17 protein-coding genes are annotated in these 19,670 nt (G+C 59.1%); 5 read left to right on the top strand and 12 right to left on the bottom strand.

The window, feature by feature from the left end; all coding sequences use genetic code 11:
- Positions 1-417: 417 nt before the first annotated feature.
- Together ACIPSK_RS32695 and ACIPSK_RS32690 are read left to right on the top strand one after the other, a co-directional pair.
- Complete coding sequence (locus ACIPSK_RS32695) at positions 418-1,059, top strand: peroxiredoxin-like family protein (RefSeq protein WP_017963420.1); 642 nt, start codon at positions 418-420, stop codon at positions 1,057-1,059.
- A gap of 400 nt (positions 1,060-1,459) precedes the next feature.
- Positions 1,460-1,873 (top strand): GFA family protein, encoded by a 414-nt coding sequence (locus ACIPSK_RS32690; protein ID WP_032985034.1) that lies wholly within the window; start codon positions 1,460-1,462, stop codon positions 1,871-1,873.
- Between the two features lie 105 nt (positions 1,874-1,978).
- Here ACIPSK_RS32690 and ACIPSK_RS32685 read toward each other — a convergent pair whose 3' ends face one another.
- Positions 1,979-2,845, bottom strand: a complete 867-nt coding sequence (locus ACIPSK_RS32685) for a LysR family transcriptional regulator (RefSeq protein WP_026154060.1) — start codon at positions 2,843-2,845, stop codon at positions 1,979-1,981.
- 70 nt (positions 2,846-2,915) lie between these two features.
- On the opposite strand from ACIPSK_RS32685, the gene ACIPSK_RS32680 reads away from it, so the two are divergent.
- Complete coding sequence (locus ACIPSK_RS32680) at positions 2,916-3,890, top strand: quinone oxidoreductase family protein (RefSeq protein WP_162119576.1); 975 nt, start codon at positions 2,916-2,918, stop codon at positions 3,888-3,890.
- A gap of 14 nt (positions 3,891-3,904) precedes the next feature.
- Here ACIPSK_RS32680 and ACIPSK_RS32675 read toward each other — a convergent pair whose 3' ends face one another.
- From ACIPSK_RS32675 to ACIPSK_RS32630, 10 genes are all read right to left on the bottom strand, one after another.
- Positions 3,905-4,408: a hypothetical protein gene (locus ACIPSK_RS32675; RefSeq protein WP_162119575.1), complete on the bottom strand. Its 504-nt coding sequence runs from the start codon at positions 4,406-4,408 to the stop codon at positions 3,905-3,907.
- A 431-nt stretch (positions 4,409-4,839) separates the two neighbouring features.
- Complete coding sequence (locus tag ACIPSK_RS32670) at positions 4,840-6,021, bottom strand: glycoside hydrolase 5 family protein (RefSeq protein ID WP_162119579.1); 1,182 nt, start codon at positions 6,019-6,021, stop codon at positions 4,840-4,842.
- Between the two features lie 16 nt (positions 6,022-6,037).
- On the bottom strand, positions 6,038-7,420 hold the full coding sequence (locus ACIPSK_RS32665; RefSeq protein ID WP_162119574.1) for a hypothetical protein: 1,383 nt from the start codon (positions 7,418-7,420) through the stop codon (positions 6,038-6,040).
- A gap of 2 nt (positions 7,421-7,422) precedes the next feature.
- On the bottom strand, positions 7,423-8,424 hold the full coding sequence (locus tag ACIPSK_RS32660; protein WP_162119573.1) for a glycosyltransferase family 2 protein: 1,002 nt from the start codon (positions 8,422-8,424) through the stop codon (positions 7,423-7,425).
- Complete coding sequence (locus tag ACIPSK_RS32655) at positions 8,417-9,247, bottom strand: hypothetical protein (protein ID WP_162119572.1); 831 nt, start codon at positions 9,245-9,247, stop codon at positions 8,417-8,419. Before ACIPSK_RS32655 ends, ACIPSK_RS32660 begins: the two co-directional genes overlap by 8 nt.
- The gene (locus ACIPSK_RS32650; RefSeq protein WP_162119571.1) at positions 9,244-10,131 is read right to left on the bottom strand and encodes a DUF6492 family protein; all 888 of its coding nucleotides are present in this window, start codon (positions 10,129-10,131) and stop codon (positions 9,244-9,246) included. The genes ACIPSK_RS32655 and ACIPSK_RS32650 overlap by 4 nt, the downstream gene beginning before the upstream one ends.
- Positions 10,128-12,227, bottom strand: a complete 2,100-nt coding sequence (locus ACIPSK_RS32645; RefSeq protein WP_162119570.1) for a hypothetical protein — start codon at positions 12,225-12,227, stop codon at positions 10,128-10,130. Before ACIPSK_RS32645 ends, ACIPSK_RS32650 begins: the two co-directional genes overlap by 4 nt.
- The gene (locus ACIPSK_RS32640) at positions 12,214-13,374 is read right to left on the bottom strand and encodes a glycosyltransferase family 4 protein (RefSeq protein WP_162119569.1); all 1,161 of its coding nucleotides are present in this window, start codon (positions 13,372-13,374) and stop codon (positions 12,214-12,216) included. The genes ACIPSK_RS32645 and ACIPSK_RS32640 overlap by 14 nt, the downstream gene beginning before the upstream one ends.
- A 26-nt stretch (positions 13,375-13,400) precedes the next feature.
- The gene (locus ACIPSK_RS32635) at positions 13,401-14,174 is read right to left on the bottom strand and encodes a glycosyltransferase family 2 protein (protein ID WP_162119568.1); all 774 of its coding nucleotides are present in this window, start codon (positions 14,172-14,174) and stop codon (positions 13,401-13,403) included.
- 118 nt (positions 14,175-14,292) lie between these two features.
- Positions 14,293-15,549, bottom strand: coding sequence for a polysaccharide biosynthesis/export family protein (locus ACIPSK_RS32630; RefSeq protein WP_246709947.1), 1,257 nt, complete (start codon positions 15,547-15,549; stop codon positions 14,293-14,295).
- 682 nt (positions 15,550-16,231) lie between these two features.
- Between ACIPSK_RS32630 and ACIPSK_RS32625 the strand changes: the two genes are divergently transcribed.
- Entirely contained in the window at positions 16,232-17,185 is a 954-nt protein-coding gene (locus tag ACIPSK_RS32625) for an NmrA/HSCARG family protein (RefSeq protein WP_162119567.1), read from the top strand.
- A 59-nt stretch (positions 17,186-17,244) separates the two neighbouring features.
- Here the strand turns inward: ACIPSK_RS32625 and ACIPSK_RS32620 are convergent, their stop codons facing one another.
- Positions 17,245-18,165, bottom strand: a complete 921-nt coding sequence (locus ACIPSK_RS32620; RefSeq protein WP_162119566.1) for a LysR family transcriptional regulator — start codon at positions 18,163-18,165, stop codon at positions 17,245-17,247.
- A 304-nt stretch (positions 18,166-18,469) separates the two neighbouring features.
- Here ACIPSK_RS32620 and ACIPSK_RS32615 point away from each other — a divergent pair, with 304 nt between their 5' ends.
- Complete coding sequence (locus tag ACIPSK_RS32615) at positions 18,470-19,408, top strand: IS110 family transposase (RefSeq protein WP_446533130.1); 939 nt, start codon at positions 18,470-18,472, stop codon at positions 19,406-19,408.
- The last annotated feature ends 262 nt before the right edge of the window (positions 19,409-19,670 follow it).

The raw sequence follows: 19,670 nt of genomic DNA, 5'->3' as shown, positions 1-19,670 counted from the left end.
GCTTCAATCGCCTGAAACACTTCCGACGCTTTGCCACACGCTACGAACGTCGAACTATTCACTTCACAGGATTCATCCATCTCGCTGCGATCATGATCTGGATACCATGAATGTCGATCGGCCCTAGGGGCCAGCAGGACTGGCCCCTCACCGCGGCCGAATCTGCTGGCTGCGGGCTGGCGAATTGGCTGTCGGCCTCTACGGCCGCTAAAAAAATCAGAATTTGCAGAAAACGGACTTTTTCAATTCACGATTCGCTGTTTACCGCTTGCCGGCGGACCGATGTGGGGCCATTCTTAGGTAGGATCCTGGCGGTGCGGTAAAACGAGAGGTCAGGCTTCGCAACGCTCAATCTCGACCTCGAAGCAGTTAACGTGGCGCCTTTTCTCGACTGATCCCCGAGCGAGGAGGTTGTCCATGTCCACGCGCTATGTCGACCATCCGCTACAACCGGGCGACCGGGCCCCGAACGTTGTGTTTGATGCGATCTCGCACGAGGGGAAGATCGCACTTGATGATTTTCGCGGCCGCAGCCCATTGTTGATCGGTCTGTTTCGAGGCCTGCATTGTCCGTTCTGCCGGCGCCATGTCGCGGCCATGGCATATCTCAACCCGATGCTGCGTGAGAAAGGCGTCCAATCCCTGGCGGTGGTAAATACGCCGGTCGAACGCGCGCGGCTCTATTTCCGTTACCATCCGATACCCGATCTTCTTGCTGCATCCGACCCGGGACGGGCTTCGCACCAAGCCTTCGGCTTACGCGAGGTCGGGATCGACACGGTCATGGCGATACGGATCGATCTTCCGGGCGAGTTGCCCGAGCCCATGGGCGTGATGGCAATGGACGAATTTCTCAACGAGAAGGAAGGATATCAAATGACGGAAGCCGATCAGCAGATGATGACTGCCGACGACGGGCAGCTTGTCGGTCAGTTCCTAATCGACCGGGAAGGCATCGTACGCTGGAGCTTCACTGAAGTTCTGGAGGCTGGGCTCCAGACATTCACGGCACCGAATTCCCAGGAATTGATGTCGGCAGCTTCCCAAGTCGCACATTAACAACGAAAAACTCGCTCGAGGACCTACCGCCGGGGTGGTGCTCGGTGTTGACGCATCGTTCGAGATGCTCATCGACTCGCTGTTTACCGCTTGCTTGCTGGCGCCTCCACTCCACCCTTGGCGATGGATCGCCGGTGGAATTTGAAATCCAGCTTGCCGCAAAGAACCGATCAGAACCTGAGACGGTGCGATAGGGCTCCGGATCCGATCCGAGCCCGAAGCGGTCAGATGGCTTTCCTCTAGACTTCAGCATTTCCGCGATCTACATTCGAGCCTCTGTGAGGCTGAAATTATATCAGGTCTCAGCCCCTTTGCATCGCCCACCCTGACCATTTGCGGTTCGGGCCTGCGCTTCACCCCCATCCAACGCAATTTCACCGCGCAAGCGGGAGGAGTTTCCATGGCCAATGCCCAATGCGCCTGCGGCGCTCTGAGACTGACGCTCAGCGAGCCGCCACAACTGACTGCGCTGTGTCACTGTTTGGCTTGCCAGCGGAGAACTGGCGCGCCGTTCAGCGCAAATGCTTTCTACGCGATCGGCTGTGTCGAAATATCCGGAACGTCTACAGAATTCATTCGTACCGCCGAGAGCGGTCGCAAGGTCCGAATGCATTTTTGCCCCACGTGCGGCTCGACCGTCTATTGGCAGGCCGATGCTGCGCCGTCCTGGATCGGGGTGGCGGTCGGCTCCCTTGCCGATCCGGCCTTCGCGCCACCTGCCATGTCAGTCTTCGAACAATCGAAACATGATTGGGTGCAACTTGACGAAGCGGTAAAGCACTTTCAAAGCCATCCAACCCTCCCATTGAAATGAATTGACGCGGGAAGGTCGGTGAGCGCACGGGCTTTCAGTCCGGATGCCACGCTGCCGACGCGTTCAATGACTGCCTCTCCCTTTGCTGCCCCGGCCAACTGAGCACTACTTCCCGAGAGCGCTCTTCAAGGCATCGACGACGACGCGGACAGAGGGGACGTCTTTGATATCCGAATGGACAACCAGCCAGATCTCTCTTGTCAAAACCTGTTCGGTCTCGATGCGCTGGAGACCGCTGGGCTCCGGAGCGGCGAAATCGGGGAGCATGACGACGCCGGCGCCAAGGCTTGCCGCTGCGGCCTGGAACTCCAAAACGGACGACCGCACAGCGATCGGCCGGCCGGCGGCCAGTTCGGTCAGCCGCAGCTGCTGCGGTGAGGCGTTCATGGTTTCGTCGTAACCGATGAAGGTCCAGTCCGACGGGGAAATCGTTTCGAGATAGGTCTTTGATGCGTAGAGATGGAAGCTTGTTTCGCCGAGCTTGACGATGGCGTAATCGCCGTCCTCGGGACGCGACATTCGCACGGCGATATCCGCCTCTCGTCTGTTCAGGGAGGCGAGGCGCTTTTCTCCGACGAGCGTGATCTCAACACCCGGATGGTCTCGCCTGACGGCGGCGATCGGTTTTGCGAGCAGCACGCTTGAGAGAGCGGGAGGCGCGCTGATCCTCACATGGCCACGCACTTCCGTGGCGCTGTTGCGGCCAAGCTGTTCGATTGCCGCAGTCTGCGCCGCGACAAGAGCTGCGTGCCTGGCAACCTGCTCTCCGTCCGAGGTCAAAATGATGCGCCGTCCGCGGCGGTCTACCAGCTTGCGTCCGAGACTGGCTTCAAGCGACGAAATGCGCCGGCTGATCGTCGCATGTTCGACGCCGAGCTGCTTTGCGGCGCCAAGCAACGTTCCCGACTGCGCGAGCGCCAGGAAATGCCGAAGGTCGTCCCAGTCGAGTTGTGTGAATTCTCTCCCAATCATTGTGAAGTAATAGGGAATTTTCACACATCATGCCATCGGTTAATTTGCGCCCATGAAGGAGAGCACTGAGATGACCGACCAAATCATATGGCTGAACGCCCCCGGTGACGTCACCCAGTTCCATGTCGCGGAGCATCACCATTGTGAACCTCCCGGCGATGGCGAGCTAAAGATCCGTCATCAGGCAATCGGAACCAACTTTCTCGACGTCTATCACCGGAAGGGCATCTACCCCATGCCTTCTTACCCCTCGGTGATCGGCGCCGAGGCGGCGGGCATCGTCGAAGACGTCGGTCCTGGCGTCTCCATGTTCCAAAAGGGTGACCGCGTTGCCTATGCCGGGCCTCCGGTTGGCGCCTATCGCTCCACCAGGAACATTGCCGCCGAAAGGGCGATCAAGCTTCCGGATGCCGTTTCGGCGAAAACGGCAGCGAGTTCGCTGCTCAAAGGCATGACCGCCTATATGCTGTTGAAAAAGACCTATGATGTGCGTGCAGGAACCCAGGTTCTGATCCATGCTGCTGCGGGCGGGCTTGGAAGCATCCTCGTTCGCTGGGCCAAATCGCTCGATGCCACGGTGATCGGGACGGTCGGCTCTTCCGAAAAGGCCGCACTCGCCGCATCTTACGGAGCCGATCACCTCATTGTTGGACGAGGCGCCGATATCGTCGCGGACGTGAAGCGGCTGACGAACGGGCTTGGTGTCGACGTCGCCTATGACGGGATCGGCGGGGACACGCTTCTCAAGAGCATACGCTCTGTCCGCCCATTCGGCATGGCCGTCACCATCGGCCAGGCCGCCGGTGCCATTCCACCGGTGCCTGTCGAGGAACTTCGCCCGGGCAAGGCGCTCTGCCATCCGAGTATCATGGCCTGGTGCGCTGACGTCGGACAATATCGCGAGGCTGCTCTCGCGGCAGTCGGCGCGATGGAAACAGGGATCGTCGCGCAGATCGGTGCCGAATATCGTTTGGCCGATGTTGCGAAGGCGCACGAAGAGATGGAGTCCGGACGTTCGGCGGGCAGTATCCTGCTGATACCCTGATTGGTCAGCGATATTTATTTTGGCTTACGCAGATGGAGAGATCCAGTCGGAATAGGAACCACACTGGCAAGTCGTTGGCCTACTACCGTACCGATTGTGGCAACGCCGGGCGTGTTCCTGGATGCGGGTTCGATCTGGCGAAGAAACAGTCCGGTATCATCTGCAAGAGATCCGATGGTAATCATCGGCTCATCGTCGACGAAAAGTATCAATCCAATGCCGGATCCAACCTTATCCTCCACCCTGCATGGAACGGCTCGCAGTTCGGTCTCCGCGTTTGTCGAAAACAGGGATTTCACAAGCCCGCCAAGTGCTTCGATATTATTGACGAACGGCCGCATGACAAGCGTGACCGCCTCTTTTTCAGATAGGGTGAGTTCGACGGAAAACTGAGCCGGCGCAGATCCGGTTGGCAGGCAAGCACTATAGAGCTGAAAAATCGCGGCGCGGGCGAAATTCAAGCGTGTATCTTGGGATTCGGCTTCGACGATTGATTGAAGAAAGCGCGAAGAGTTCACTGCCGCAATCCCTATTTCGAATCGGGCTAGCCCGATGATGATTTACGATATCGCATCTGGGAGCGAGCCGTCCGCATTATTCATATTGCCGACTGCTGACCTTCGAAAAATCTCCGGTTTGTCCCCGATATCCCGGATATTCCGGGAATATTTGGCGAAGCTGCAGGCCCAGTTTAGATCGCAAGAAAATATGGAAGCATTTAGGTCAATACGCCGTTGAGATCGCTATCCCTTGTGCGTTCGCGCGACCATCCCGGTTCGCGGGCGCGCTTCCGATCGTCGTGTCACGCCCGTTTTCGTCTTGAAATCGGTTTCCGCCGTCGAGCGATATGCCACATGTTGTTGGCAGCCATCAAATCGAATGGCAACACCCGGTGCCGTACCCGCGACATGCGTTAATGCTGGACGGCGGAATGGCTTCGGTGGACCGATTATTGAAGCTTGAGGGCGGCGTCGCGCAGAGCCTGCCAAGCAGGGCTCCCATCGTTATGGATGTCGAATTTGTCGTAGTCGTCCTGAGGATAGAGGCCCGAATCCTGCGTGCTGGTGAGCCGCCAGACCACCCAACCTCCGCAATCCGAGGTGGCGATCGTATTCAGCCAAGTTCCATAGGCGTTTGCCTGATCGGCATCGGATCGCGGAACTCCAAACTCCTCCATGATCACCGGTTTTCCGATGCTTCGCCCGATCGCGCAGTATTCGCGAATGCGGGCATCGAAATCGGAATGGCTCATTTTGGCGTAGGATGGGTAGCCATGCCACGTGCCGAAATCGACGCTCGGAATATTCATATCCGCCAGCTTCTGATCCATGTTCCCATGGCCCGTCGTGACGAGCTGTTTCGGCGCCAGGGATTTGACATAGGCTGACATTTCCGACACCCACTCATAAAGGAGCGGTTTGGGATGGATGTCAGGTTCGTTGGCCAGATCCCAGGCAAATATGGTGGGGTCGTCGGAATAGCGCACACCGGTAATGGTGTTGACGCGCGACAGAACATGCCGAACCCATTCCTTGTAATCGCGTCGGGTTCGCGGATCAGCGGCAAAAAAGGTGTATTTGTCCGAACTCCCGTACCAGGCGTTCATCTGCTGGGCACCGCCCGTGTAGGCCCAGAAATCGACGAATGCGAGGATCAGCTTAAGCTTGCGCTTCGCCGCTTCCGCGATGAGGTAATCGACCTTTTGCAGGCCGTCAGGTCCGTCGTTGGGAACCATCTTGTTGGTTATCGGATCCCAACTCATCATATAGATGCCCTTGGTTCCGAGATTGCTGGAATCGGCCGTGCTCTTTGAATTCCAGATCGTCGGCACCTGGCCGTCCAGCGACCCTATAACCGGTTGCAGGAAGGTGCGCACCACATTGGCGCCCATTGCCGTGGCATCGTCCAATACGCGGGTGACTTCGCCTGACGAGCCAAATGTCAGATAATGGTTGTTCACGCCGGCCACGCGAAATGGCTTGCCGTCCAGCAGGAAGCCCCCCTCTTTCGTCGTGACGAAAGATTGCTGCGCGGATGACTGCGCGTCCGCAGATCCGACTTGAGCAGACCAAAAAAGCGCCAGCGCCGCAGCGCCGATAGCGAAATCCCGGAAACGGTGAATACGCCTCATGCTAAGAAACTCCCTTTCAAGCCCGTGACGCAATTCCGATTTGGTCTGTCTGGTCGAGGGAATTGCCGTATGTCGAGACACCGCCAGCCGTTGATGGCGCGGCGATGGACGGCGTCGCAGTGCGCCGTGTGGCCCAATACAATGCCGGGCACAGAAGCAGGCCTTCCAGCGAAACAGCAATGACCCAGAAGTCGGCTGTGGCTGCGATCCCGAATCGCGCACCGCCGGCGGCGGCCACGATCTCCAACACCGCACCGCCGATCAGAACGAGCGTGGCAAAGCCCAGGCGCCGTCGGACACGTTGAACCGCCAGATAATGATACTTCGACGCCATTCCGAAAGCGGCAACGCCCAGAAACTGAAGGCCATTTCCTGCAATCACAGCATAGGCCGGATTGAATATCCAGAGCATGAAGCGCGACAGGAAGAGGAACGCCAAGGCGGTCGCCGCGCAGACCAGCATCGACAAGCCGAGCGACAGGCGCAGGCGCGCGGGAAATAGCTCCGGCTCCCGCACAGCGATGGCAAACAACACCGAGGCGAGTGACGCGGGGACGAGAAGCGCGACGTTCAGCACCGTCCAGGCGGCATAGAAGGCGGCGTTGATCTCAGCAGACAGCATCACCGTGACGACGAAAGGCAGCAGCAGCGCCGGCGCCTGAACAGCCATGCTGAGCGCGTGATGGCCGAAAACCTGTCCGAGCATCGGGCGGAAGGCGCGGATCTCCGGCCGGTGGAAGACGCGCCTGCCGGCATAGACAAGAAGCCCGGCCACGACGACCAGCGAGACAAGCTGCCCGGCAAACCAGGTGGTGAAGATCGCCAGTTCGTTGGTCGCCCTGCCAATTGTCAGGCCGAGAGCGATCAGGAGAAGAAGCTTGCTGGCGGCGAAGACGACATTCCGGGCCAGTTGAAGGCCGCTCCGCAGGAGGCCGACCATGGCTTGGTCGAGCACGAGCGTCACAGCCGTCAGAGCGCAAGCCGCGACGAAGAAGAGATCGGTCGCGGAGGAACCGACGATCGAGCCAAGCTGGGTCGATGTACAGGCTGCGATAGCAAGATAGATCAGCCCCACCACGATGGAGGCGCTGAACGAGGCCAGGAGGGCGCCCGTCAGAAAGGGGCCTGCTCTTTGCTGACGGCCCATCTCGCCCATCAGGAAGGGTCCGAGACCGACTTCACCGAGATTCGCGAGGAGATTCATCAACGATATGGCGGCGGCGGCGAGCCCAACAGCTTCGGCCGAGAAGGTACGCGCTGCGAACCACCAGTAGACGAAGCCGAGAATGGCCGTCATCAACGTTCCAAGCCCCAGCATGCCTGCATTGAGGAGCAAAACCGCCTGGTTCATCAGGAGGCTGCGGACGTTAGCGATGGCGGCGGCGCTGACGGTCATCATGCCTATTCCACCCGTTCGAGCGCGCGAGCAGGAACGGAGGTGAACCGTCGCGTAAGGGCCGCGCGGGTCCTGCCGAGAGCGAATCCGGCCGCGGTGGCCCCTAGGCCGGCGGCCAGGGCGACGGCGCGAAGAAGGCCGCTCGGCTGGCCAAGCAGCACATCAGCAAATCCCCGCATAAGCCCTTGGGGCAAGGTCCTCGTCATATAGGTCTTTTCCGACGCCAGCGCCTCGCCGGAGCCTGCCATCAACGATAGGCTGGCCTTTGAAAGCCCTTCGGCCCAGCATCGATGAAGGAAATATTTCCACGTCGCACGATCAGCGGGTATGGCGTGATCGCTGCCGCTGGACGGCTCGAAGACGAAACGGCCATGCGGCAACGCCTTGGTTGCACGGATGCAGAGTTCGGTTTCCTCGCATCCGAGCGGCAAAGCCTTGGCCGTTCGGCCCAAGCCGGAATCGAAGCCGCCCGTATGATCGAAGACGGAGCGGCGGATGCACATGGACGCGCCGATGAGGTTGCGCACCGGCCCCGGATGAAGGCCGCGATAGGTGCAGCCAAGGGTCCACAGGAATTCGTCGGGAAACCAGGACGGACGATCTGTTTCCCACAACGGGCGGATAGCGGAGACGGCGCCCAGAACCGAGGGATCCTCGAGTTGCCGCACCAAGGTTGCCAGCAAATCCCGATCTGACACGGCGTCGTCGTCGAGAAACAGGATGACCTCGCCGCGGCTGGCTGAAATCCCGGTGTTGCGGGCGCCGGAGAGGCCGGGCGGATGAATATTCTCGACGATCCTGACGGGGGTTTCGAAGCGCTTGGCGCGCAGACGCAGCGCCAGTGCCGGATTGTGATCGACGATGACGACGATCTCGTCCGCGGCCGGGACCTGACGCGTTGCCGCCTCCATTGCCTTGTTGAGGACGTCCCAGCGCTTGTCGGAATAGCAGCAGATGACGATTGCCGTCGTGAGCTTGCCGGGCACGGGAGGCTGGAAATTATCCATTTTTCGTCTCCGGATCAGCGAACTGAAGGGTCATTCCGGTCGGTGCCGGGGACTGGAGCGTGTCGATGGTCATCCAGACCTTGCGGTAGATCGTTCCCCTGTCGCCGCTCTTGTAGAGCCAGGCTTCCAGCCGTGCGGGGGCGCGCGTTTTCGTCGGTACGGAGAATTCGAAAGTTTGGCTGGAGGAAGGTGCCAGCTCGAAGGTTGGCATCTGTCCAATCAACGTACCGCCCAGAACGAGGTCAAGACTGTAAAGCGTCTTGGTGTCTTCCGAATTGCGCACGCCGACCGTTACCACATTGTTCGTCCAGTTCCATTTGGGCACCATCCAAAACTCGGTGAAATGAAACGGCTTACGTTCAAGCGCGACCGGGCGCGCCATGAGGACGGAACTCGTCGCCAGGATCATGGAAACTGCGAAGATCAAAAAACGGCGGCCGGGCCAATCCCAGGGAATGGCTGGAACCGCCCTTGCGAGCGGCAAAACGACATTCAGGCACCGAAGGGCGATGGTCGTCAGGCCCAGGGCGTAGACCCAGCCGCGCGCATCGAGATGCCCGGCGACATGCAGCAGAAGCCCCAGAAAAATGCAGGCCGCGAAGCTCAGGAACACCGCGAGCGTTCCCCTTGTGACCGTATCGCCCTCTATGCGCAGGGTATCCACCAGCATGCGGCCCGGGAGATATAGGATCAGCGGCGCGCAGAGCGCCAGGCGAACCGCCTTCTCCGAGGTCGAAAAGGTTCCGGGCAGCCACGTTACGGTCAAGACAGCGGCAAGAATCCACAGCGGAATGATCCCCAGAAAGACACGGCGGGCCATCATCGGGGGCGAGCTCCTGCATCTGCCCATGCCGTCGCGCCGACGATCTGAGCGGCGCCCGGGTTCACCTTCATCAGCTTCTGCCGGATCACGTTTGGGTCGAAGGATTTCTGGACGAGATGAACGATCTTGCTGTCCAGCCGGCTCAGCGTGAGGCCGAGACGGCTATGGATCTGCGTCAGATAGGCCCCGCGCGCATCGCGCATCGTCGGCGACTGGTGCATCACATCGAGCAGAAAGACGGAATAGAGCGTCCATTCCCCGAACCGTGTCTGGTCTTTTGACGCGCTGAGACCCTTGAGCAGCTCGACGTAGGGTTTCGAGCCGTATTTCGACGCGATATAGTCATTCAGCGCGATGAGCCATTCGCGCTTGAAGCAGAAGAAATCGTTGATGAAATCGACGTAGCGAAAAGACCGGGCCGGCTCGACGCCGAGGATCTTTGCAACATTGCGCAACCGTTTCTTCTCGAAACGGTAGTGCAGATCGGGAAGCCTGTGGCTGGAATAATAGAGAACCGGTTGGCGCCGGTCGATCAGATCGGTCGTCGCAATGGGCCGCAGCAGCAGTGTATCCGCACCGAGATTACAGAAATGCTCGGTCCGGCAGAATTCGAAGGCGCGCAGCTTGATGATCTGCTGCCGAAACCAGCCGGGAAGTTCCAGTTCGCTGGCCGAAAGCCAATCGTTGTCGCCGGTGACGGCGGCGCCAGGCACGAGACCCTTCGCGTCGAGGAAGGCTCTTAAAGCGGCCGGGTTGTCGGTGACCATGGTCAGGTTTCCCTTGTCGGGGAAATGCTGCTGGTAGGAGCGAAGGGACGCTTCGAGTAGATATTCGATGTCCCGCGAATGGACGCACATGAAAGCGTCGATACGGCTATCGATCATTGTAAATCTCCGTCAGTTCGTCCCAAGGATTGAACCGGCTCTCCGGTCCGCTTGCGAGGGGCGGCGGGCTGCCGTGTTTTCCCGAGCCGCCCCACGTCGAAAATGACCATGAAGCCGTTGTCGAAGGTGCGGTCGACATCGGGCTCGGAATTGAACTTAAGCAGCGACGACGCCTGGAGGGGGACCATGTGGTTTCGGTCTTGCGCGCCGCCGTCGAAATAGACGCCGACGCCGGGCAGGCCGGTGGTCATGCGCAGGTCGACCATGACGAAGCCGATGCCCTGGTCAATCAGCAGCTGACGTTCCATCGGGCCGAGATCGGCTGCGGTGATGGCCATGCTCGTATCTTGCCCACTCTCAAGCGTGGTCGAGACCTTTTGCCGGCCGTAGGTGGACAGGAGCAGGCGATTGATCCGATCGGTTGCGAAATTCTGGTCGCCGCCCAGCCATTCCTTGGTCCACCTTGCGGCGCTGATCCCCATCGGTTCTATCGACGAGGAGTCGGCTGACACTTCATAGGCGGCCGGAACCAGGATACGTGGTCCCTCGGAGCTGATGACGCCAGCAATCAGCACCGTCGTTGCGGCGGCGGCAAGCGCCGTTGCGCGCAGCCAGCCACGCGACGTGCCGTGCCAGAACGCCGCGACGGCCACCGCGACGACAATCGCGACGCCGAGGAAAGATAGCGAGCCGATGCGGTTGCCGATCTCCCACCCACTGCGCGTCAGGCGGAAGATGATACTGACGGGATAGGCCAGCGTCGCCAAAACGAGGATCTCGAGAAGACTTGAGCGCCATAGGCGCCATCTGGTCGGCGGCCAGAGGATGCTCGCATCCCGGTGCTGCCCATTGAAAACGAGCGAGCGGAGAAAGCCGGTGAGAAGCCCCAGGCAGATCAGCGCGACGCCTGCCATCGTCAGGTAACGTTGCCAAGCAGGCGCCAAGGCTCCCGTGTCCGACACGAAAAGCCTACGCGTCGCGGTCGAATTCGATACGAGTTGCGCTACCTCGTTTATGCCGCCTTCCAGTACGGGAAGGATGTAGCCGCCGGTGGGGTTCCCGACGATCTTCGACCAGGCGACCGGAGCAATCACGGCGATCGAGGCCAACAGGATCGCCTGCCGCCTCTGCATGGCGGACGCGCCCTGCCGCAGGCATTCCATCACCGCCGTGCCGCACAAAAGGGCCGTGCAAAAATAGGAGGTGAGATGATGAGTAACCGCGAGCGCCACGATCAGGACCATGGTGGCGATGACCGTCGGCCAGGCTGCCGTGTCGCTTGGCTCCATGCGTCGGCTTTCCGAAGCCAACAGCACCGCCACAAGCATGGGGATCGCCAGGCTTTCATAGGAGTAGTGGACGTCGAACAGCAAAAACGTGGACGAGCCCATGTAGATCAGGCAGGCGATGGAGGCGATCCGCGCAGAATCCGTGATCTTCTCGAAGAGCAGGAATAGCGTGAGCATCAGCACCATCCGCGCTGCCGCCAACACGATGAGGCCTGCCGCGAAGACGGACAGTCCGGACAGGTTGACCAAGGCGGACGTTATGAGCTCCAGTCCGGGATAGAGCGGGCTGACCGGCAGAAGGGGATTGGGCAGGAACAGTCGCCGCGCCTCCAGAATGTCGTTCACCGTCGCCCAGTGCAGGAATTCGTCATGATCTATGAATGCGACGGGTGCGCGGATGACGCGTACCACGAAGAGGGCTGAAGTGACGATCACTATGAGCGCCAAGCGCTCCAGGCGGCTGGCTCCCGGATGGATGATCCGCGCCGCTGGCGGGAGAAAGATCGCGGCGATGGCGGTATAGAACGTCGAAACCGCCCAGCCCTCCCCCAGCCGACTGGCATTTGCGGCAAGTGCGATCACGACAAGGGCGCAACTGCATAGCAAGGCAAAGACCGGCGACATGCCCAGCGACGAAGGATCGGCAACGCCCCCGACCGCGCTGTCCTGCCTGCGCAGGCCCAGAAATGCCGCGATCCATAGATCGATGCGTGGAATGGAAACCCTCTCTGTATAGCCGTGACGATAAGCTCCCTCCTGGTAGGCCTTCTGCTGGCCTGGAGAAGCCCGTCCCTTAACAACGGTCATCGTGCTTCAAATCTCCAAGCAGTGCTGGACCGGTTCGCAGTTCAGGCTGCGGATGCGAAAATACGCGTCTGTACACCGTCAGCAGCCGGTCCGTGCAATCGTCCCAGTCCGGCAACCTCGTCTCAATTGAGATCGGCCCGGCGTCCATGGTGGCGAGCATTTCACGTGCGGTGAAGTCTGGCGAAGCGTTGAGCGGAATGGATCGCACGAGGCCCTCCTCAACCAGCTCCCGAAAGCCTGATGTGTCGGTGGTCAGGACGGGAGCCTTGACCGAAAGCGCCTCCATTACCGCGACGGGATGAGCTTCATAATCGCTGAGGAGCACGACAAGTGCGGCCGAAGACAAAAGATCGGCCATTGCGGACCGGTCGGCCGGCGGAATTGCCCCGATCTCGACGCGGTTGCCGAGCCCGAGCTCGGCCACCTGCTGACGCAGCTTCGCCTCATAGGGGCCTTCTCCCAGGATTCGAAGGCGCATATCAGGGAATTTCGTTGCCAGCACATTAAAGGCAGCAAGCGCCCGATGATGACCTTTATAGCGCTCCAGCCTGCCGAGCGAGACAATCAGCGGCTTGTCGTGAGGTGAAGGGGATCGCCGCCCGGACTTTTCCGGCAGGCGCGCGCCATTGGGGATAACGATGAACCGGTCTCTCGCGATTGCCATATTCTGGCTGAATAGGTCCGCTTCGAATCGCGACACGCCAATGAGTTGCCCTGCCCTGGCAGCCAGAGGCGCAAGCATTCTGTGTTGGAAGCGCCGGATCGAGGATCGAAATGGTGACGAATGACCACCGCTGTGAAAGGTGACTACGAAAGGAAGGCCCTTGCGCGATGCTGCGGCCATTCCGAGCGGTGCCAGGAACGTGTGGTAGCCCTGAACATGCATCAGGTCCCAATCACCTTCGGCGACCGCCTTGAAGACGCCGGGGGCGAAGCACCAATCCCGCCCACGGGGAAAGGTCTTCAGCCTGATAATCTGCACGCCGTCTCGGGTTTCCGCTGCCGGAAGAAGGCCATCGGGATTGCCCGTCAATACCGTCACCGCATGCCCCTTGGCCACGAGCCGGGTTGCGACCTCGCTTACATGGGTTTCCGTTCCTCCGGCATAAGGCAGGTATCTCGCGCTGAGCATCAAAATGCGCATCATGCGGCCTCGCCAATTACATCCAGACCTCAGGACATGCCCTGCTCGAGGACTTGGACGCCCGTCGGCGTACTGACGCGTTCCCGGAAGATCGTCTTCAGCACGCGCCAGCCGTCCGGAAGGGCACGCAGATTGCTGACGCCGTAGATGCGCTCCGATTCAAAGCTCGCGACTTCCATGATTTTGAGCTTGTTCTTCAGGGCCCGCAAATTGATCAGCGTCTCGATTTCGAAGCCGTCGCAATCGGCACGCAGCAAAGGAACATGCCGCCTCCAAAAGCCCATGTAGCCGTAGCACAGATCGCTGAAAGAGCTACCATACAGCATCCGGACCAGCAGGGTCAGGCCCAGATTGCCGAACCGGCGGATGACCGTCATGTCGCTGGTTCCGCCACCCTGCATAAAGCGCGAACCCTTGACGAAATCCGCACCTGCAACAAGAGCCGCGACGAACAGGATGATTTCGTAAGGATCCATCGAACCGTCAGCATCCAGCATCACGATCATATCACCAGATGCGGCTTCGAAGCCCGTCCGCAATGCGATGCCTTTGCCCTTCTTAGGCTGAAGTACGATCTTGACATCATCGCGCATGCTTCGCGCTATGTCAGGCGTTCCGTCTGTCGATCGCCCATCGACGATGATGATTTCATGCACCCATGTCGGTATGCGGGGCAAAAGCAGCTTAATGTTTTCCGCTTCGTTCAAGGTTGGAATGACGAGCGAGGTCCTTGGCAAATTGAACATCGGACCTTGGACCGGCATCGAGGAATGCGAGGCTTCTACAGCTTGTATTGCAGACATAAGCTCTCCTTGGCGTTTTGGACCGCGTGACAAATCGCAAATCGACGATGCCTCTGAGCTCTTTGGCCGAGAGGAGGACTAAACTCTCCCCAGTCGGGGAAGGGTATGTGGCTGCGTCTCAATGTACTTTGATCAGATCGCCAGGCTGTAAGACCGTTTCTTCGGTAGCAGGTTCGACTGTGACTCCATTCGGTCCAGGCCGAACGATTTCAAATTCAACACCGGCGCTATCATTCGACGATACCATCGACCGGAAGATTTCAAGATCGCTCTCGGTCGTCTTCAATGCCGTGGATAGGCCTCTTTCCGCATCCGCTGCCGACTTCTCGATCTCGATCTTGCGTTCGATACGATCGCGCTCAACGTCCTGTTTCGCTGCCGCCAGCCGCTGCTTTGCGCTCTCGACATCGATGACGGCTTGCTGCTTTCGATCTTCCGACTCGGTCAGTTCGCTTTGCGCCCGGGTCAATTCGATGCTGGTGACAAGCTTGTTTTTGGCCAAATTCTCGATACTTGCCAGCCGATCCTGACGGACCCGAATGGTGGCATCATAATTGCCGACGCGGGCCTGACGCAGATCGAGATCGGCCTGAGCATCGGCAACAGATTTTGCGTAAGCACTGCTCTGCGCATCCTTGCTCGTCGTTATCAATTGGCGCTGCCATGTCTCATCATCCAGCAACCGTTGGGCATCGGGATCGGGACCGAGAATTGGTGCACCAATGCTGGCAATTTGCACGGAATCGCGCTTCGCCCTGAGCACCTCGGTTCGCGACGCAAGCCGCTTCAGATCGGCCAACTCAGTCTTCAACCGCTCGATCTGGCGTGTAATTTCCACACCCTGCCACGGCTCAATACTCTTCGCCGCCATGCCACCCGCTTGCGCAACGGCATGCAGAACGGTCATGCCATCAACATATCGAAACGAGCCGGGATTACGAACCGGGCCGGTAATATAAACAGGCTGGTGCTCAATCTTGACGATATTCACGAACCCCTTTCTGCCGACCAAATTTTCGTACGAAGGAAGAATTATCGCCTCCACATCCGCCGGAGGAAGCCCTCGAACCCGGAAGCGTCCCAAAAGCGGAAGCGAAATCGTTCCGTCCGCTTCAACGACGTATTCGCCAGTGAGTTCGGGGCGCTGATAAAAGTTCCAGGGAACCGTGCCCCGTGAACCCGTCCAGCGGTCTTCGACGGAGGCCAAGCTTTCGTAAAATGCCAGATTCAATTTATCGCCTGAGCGAAGACCGTCACGCAACAATTGAGGCTGCCGGGCCAAAGTCTCACCAGGTGTCACAACCGAGACCGCTTCCGTAGGCGAAGGCAACTCTTCCGCTGCTGGCGTCAATGGAACAATTGCTGCAAACACCATCCACAGTATTGTTTGATGTAGGCGAGAACCGATTCTCGACCTATATTGAGGTATCGCTGGAGATATTATCTTCGAAAGCTTCATGTTTCGAATTTCCGCTTTGAAAGCGATGGGCACCCTCTAATCTCTTTAAGGTTAGCATAATATTAACCATATTCAACAGTACTTAACAATGATTAATACATCTTACTGGCAGGCTAATATCCTGAGTCGGAAAGAATTCAATGAAAGTAATATCTTGCGGCGACCGGGCAGCACTTCAAAATCCTTGGCCTTATGGGTTTATTTGACGATCAGCAGGGTGAAATTTGCAATGTAGCTCTCAGCTTTAGTCCATCAGAGCCGCCATTGGCGAAGAGATGTCTGAGCCAATGCCGGCACTTGAGAAATGGTTTCGAGGACGACATTTGCGCCGTCGCGATCCTGGATGTCGACATCATTCCGCGCGGGTTTCGGCGTTGTGATCCGGGATGGCGAACCGATTTGTATCCGCGGCTGGCCGGCGCCACTTATCCATAAAATGGCATTATATTATGCATTTCAGATATCTACAGCCATAGAACCTGCTGCGATAAGGTGCCAACCATCGAGGTGGGCTCTCGGCACAGGCCGACCGTCCTCCCCGCAAAATGACGCCTGGCACCGCAGTCGGTGTCAATGACAGGGAAAGGTTTAAAGCTCTATGTCTGTACATGAAATGCCACTGATCGCGATTGCCGGTGCAACGAGCAAACAGGGGCGCAGCGTCGCCGCGGCCCTCCTTGAGAGCCAACGTTTCCGGGTGCGTGCTTTAACCCGGAAGAAGGATTCGCCTGAAGCGTTACGTCTGGAGGAACGCGGCGCTGAAATCGTAGCCGTCCCTCTCGAACTTGGCCGTCAAAAGGACCTCGTTGCCGCCTTCAAAGGCGCGGATGGCGCATTTCTGATGACGCCGCCGATCGCCCCGCCGGAGACGATCGAGGCTCCTCTGGGCCGGCAACTGGCGGATGCCGCCGTTGAGGCCGGCGTCGGGCATATTGTTTTCAGCACGCTTGAGAATGTCGACAAGATCACCGGCGGCACGAAGTATGCGCCGCATTTTACCGACAAGGCGCGCGTTGCAGACTATATTCGCAGCCTGCCGATCTCTCATTCCTTCATCATGCCGGCATTCTTCTACACGAATCTGCTCGAATATTATGTGCCGCGCATGGAGGGCGATACGCTGCTCCTGCCGGTTTATCTTCCTGAAGATTTTCGAGCACCTTTTGTCGATCCGCTGACGGCGACCGGGCCGGTCGTGCTTGAGATTTTCTCAAGCCCCGAGCGTTACAACGGCAAAACGCTGCCGATCGTTGGCGACATCATTTCTCCGCGCGAAATGGTCGAAACCTTTCAGCGCGTGACCGGCCGCAAGGCCGAGTATCGAAACGCTTTCACCCGGGATGGCCTGCTGCACTTTTTTCCAGAGTTTGCCGCCAACGAACTTCTCGTTCGAGAGATTCTGGGGATGGTCGAATATGCTGTCGACTATGGCTATTTCGGCAAGGAGCAAGACCTCGAATGGAGCCGTCGCCTGAACCCCGACACGTTCAACTGGGAGCAGTTTCTAAGGAAGACGGGGTGGCGTGGCGATAAGCGGTCCTTCGGACCTTGACGCATGTTGCGCAAATATGTGCAGCGATTTGCGATAACGATATGCTTATAAACAAAGACTTACGACGGCCGGATTCCCGGTAATCTGGAGATCTCGGCGACAAGAAAGTCGACCAAAAGCCGAACGCGGGCAATGGCGGCACGCTCCGGAACGATCAGCAAGCTCACCGGAACCGGTAAAGGACGATAGTCGCCAAGCACGACCTCCAGCTGGCCGTCATCCAGAAGATCGTGGACCAACCAGAGGTGTGCGGGACCAATGCCGCGTCCGGCGGCAAAGGCTTCGCGCGCCGCAAGTCCGTGATCGACGCGCAACTTGCCGCTGACAGGGATCATCAGGCTTGTGCCATCGGGAGAGGAAAGAACGAGTTGATCGCTGCCGGCCACATTGGACATTACGACGGTTTCGTAGCGTGACAGATCGGCTGGGCGCTCCGCCCGTCCATGGACGGACAAATAGGCCGGAGCGCCGACCAGCAGCCGATGGCTTTCGCCGAGCGCATGAAGTTTCATTGCGCTGTCGGCGAGAGGTCCAAGACGGAGTGCGACGTCGACGCCTTCGCGAACCAGGTCGATACGCTCGTCCGTCAGGTTGAGGTCGACCCGGATGTCCGGATGCTTGTCCTGGAAATCAAAGATCAGGCGCGTGATGTGCATCACGCCGAGCGCTGCCGTACACGAAAGCCGAACGGCGCCTGCGGGGGCCTGACGGGCATCTCTCGCTTCTTCAGCAGCCTTTTCGACCAGCCGCAATATCTGCAGGCAATTGGTATAATAGCGGCTGCCTTCATCCGTCAGGGTGACGCGACGCGTGGTTCGGCTGAGAAGCGGTACGCCGACAGCCTCCTCAAGTTCATTGAGGTGCCGCGTCACGGTGGATTGACCGACACCCAGCTCTCTTGCGACCATCGACAAGTTGCCGCGCTCGGCGACGCGAACGAAGGTGCTCATTCTGTCGAGAGACAGTCCGGTATTATCCATTTTTCAGCACATTGATCCTCATTCATTCCGTATAGGGAATAATCTGGATTGTGACTAGCCGTATGAGAGCGGAACGCCTTCTGCCAAAGAGGTCGCCGGCACCAGCCCCTTGTATCTGCATGTTAGATTTTATGTGCGATGGAAGCGATTGAGCCTCTGGCTGGGTGGCCACCCAGCCAGAGGCGTGACGAAGTCGCCCGTTTCCCCCTCCGGTTACAATCGTGGATGAGCCAGGGATCTTCGTCATCGTCACGTACGACCGAATAGTCGCTTGGCTTCAACCGCACGCACAAGGCAGGTTACCGTGAACAGAGTTATATGTGGAGTGGATGTTTCGAAGGACTGGCTGGATGCGTTTGTCCGCCCGTCCGGGGTTTTTGAGCGTTTCAGCAACGATGCGGCCGGCATCGGTGCGCTGGCTGCGCTCTGCCGGGAGCATGGTGTCGAGCTCGTCGTCATGGAGGCGTCGGGCGGCTACGAGCGTTCGGCCTTCCTGCTGTTGTGGGAGTTGGGGATTGCCTGCGCGCTTGCCAATCCGCGCCATGTGCGCCGCTTTGCCGAGGCCATGGGGTTTCTGGAAAAGACCGACCGCATCGATGCGGCGATGATCGCCCATTATGCCGAGGCCAGGCGGCTGTCTGCCCTGCCGCCGCCGAAAGCCGCGCAGATGCGGCTGTCGGCGCTGATGACGCGGCTGTCCCAGGTCACCAGCGATCTGACCGTCCAGAGGCAGCGCCGCAGTGCTGCCCGCGATCAGCAGAGTGTGGCAAGCCTCGACGAAGTGATCGCGCTTCTGGTGCGCCAGAGCCGCGCCCTCGAAGGCGAGATTGCCTCGATGATCGACGACGATCCGCTCTGGGCCTGCCTCAACCAAGCCTTTCGCTCGATCAAGGGGGTGGCGGACCGTACCGTTGCCCGGCTGATGGCCGAACTGCCCGAAATCGGCCGCATCTCCAACAAGGCGATCGTCAAACTGGCCGGCCTGGCGCCGATTGCCAACGATAGCGGCAAACGCAGCGGACCCCGGCCGGTGCGCGGCGGGCGCTCCGGACCGCGTGGCATCCTGTTCCTGGTCGCCGCCACCGCGGCCAGGTACGATCCGCATTTGGCTGCCTTCAGGCAAAGGTTGCAGAGCGCTGGCAAGCCGAAAATGGTTATCCGCATTGCGCTCGCCCGAAAACTGCTCGTCATTCTCAATGCAAAAGCACGGGATGCGCGAAGAGAATTCGAATGCGCAACTTGACAACCCAGATAGTCGCTCATCCGCCTGCCGGCACCTTCTCCCCGCTCGCGGGGCGAAGGGGATATGTCGCAACCTCTCCGTTCCCCACCAACCTCTCGCAGGGCATGTCCCCTCGCCCCGTTTACGGGGAGAGGGCTAGGACCGATCGACATTCAGGATTCCCAAATCGGTTGATCACTGATTCATAGGGTACCGTGTGAAGCACGGAGGCCTTGATGGGAGTGAAGCGATACGAGTTGAACGGGGCGCAATGGTCGAGAAT

The sequence above is a fragment of the Rhizobium sp. LARHSG275 genome, assembly GCF_052871115.1.
This window is presented reverse-complemented; position numbering and strand designations above follow the sequence as displayed.

Coding starts and splice junctions, on each gene's coding strand:
- ACIPSK_RS32625 (WP_162119567.1), top strand. CDS start 16,232: ATGTCTGTACATGAAATGCCACTGATCGCGATTGCCGGTGCAACGAGC.
- ACIPSK_RS32650 (WP_162119571.1), bottom strand. CDS start 10,131: ATGATCGATAGCCGTATCGACGCTTTCATGTGCGTCCATTCGCGGGAC.
- ACIPSK_RS32680 (WP_162119576.1), top strand. CDS start 2,916: ATGACCGACCAAATCATATGGCTGAACGCCCCCGGTGACGTCACCCAG.
- ACIPSK_RS32630 (WP_246709947.1), bottom strand. CDS start 15,549: ATGGTGTTTGCAGCAATTGTTCCATTGACGCCAGCAGCGGAAGAGTTG.
- ACIPSK_RS32695 (WP_017963420.1), top strand. CDS start 418: ATGTCCACGCGCTATGTCGACCATCCGCTACAACCGGGCGACCGGGCC.
- ACIPSK_RS32665 (WP_162119574.1), bottom strand. CDS start 7,420: ATGATGACCGTCAGCGCCGCCGCCATCGCTAACGTCCGCAGCCTCCTG.
- ACIPSK_RS32670 (WP_162119579.1), bottom strand. CDS start 6,021: ATGAGGCGTATTCACCGTTTCCGGGATTTCGCTATCGGCGCTGCGGCG.
- ACIPSK_RS32620 (WP_162119566.1), bottom strand. CDS start 18,165: ATGGATAATACCGGACTGTCTCTCGACAGAATGAGCACCTTCGTTCGC.
- ACIPSK_RS32640 (WP_162119569.1), bottom strand. CDS start 13,374: ATGATGCGCATTTTGATGCTCAGCGCGAGATACCTGCCTTATGCCGGA.
- ACIPSK_RS32685 (WP_026154060.1), bottom strand. CDS start 2,845: ATGATTGGGAGAGAATTCACACAACTCGACTGGGACGACCTTCGGCAT.
- ACIPSK_RS32635 (WP_162119568.1), bottom strand. CDS start 14,174: ATGTCTGCAATACAAGCTGTAGAAGCCTCGCATTCCTCGATGCCGGTC.
- ACIPSK_RS32690 (WP_032985034.1), top strand. CDS start 1,460: ATGGCCAATGCCCAATGCGCCTGCGGCGCTCTGAGACTGACGCTCAGC.
- ACIPSK_RS32655 (WP_162119572.1), bottom strand. CDS start 9,247: ATGATGGCCCGCCGTGTCTTTCTGGGGATCATTCCGCTGTGGATTCTT.
- ACIPSK_RS32645 (WP_162119570.1), bottom strand. CDS start 12,227: ATGACCGTTGTTAAGGGACGGGCTTCTCCAGGCCAGCAGAAGGCCTAC.
- ACIPSK_RS32660 (WP_162119573.1), bottom strand. CDS start 8,424: ATGGATAATTTCCAGCCTCCCGTGCCCGGCAAGCTCACGACGGCAATC.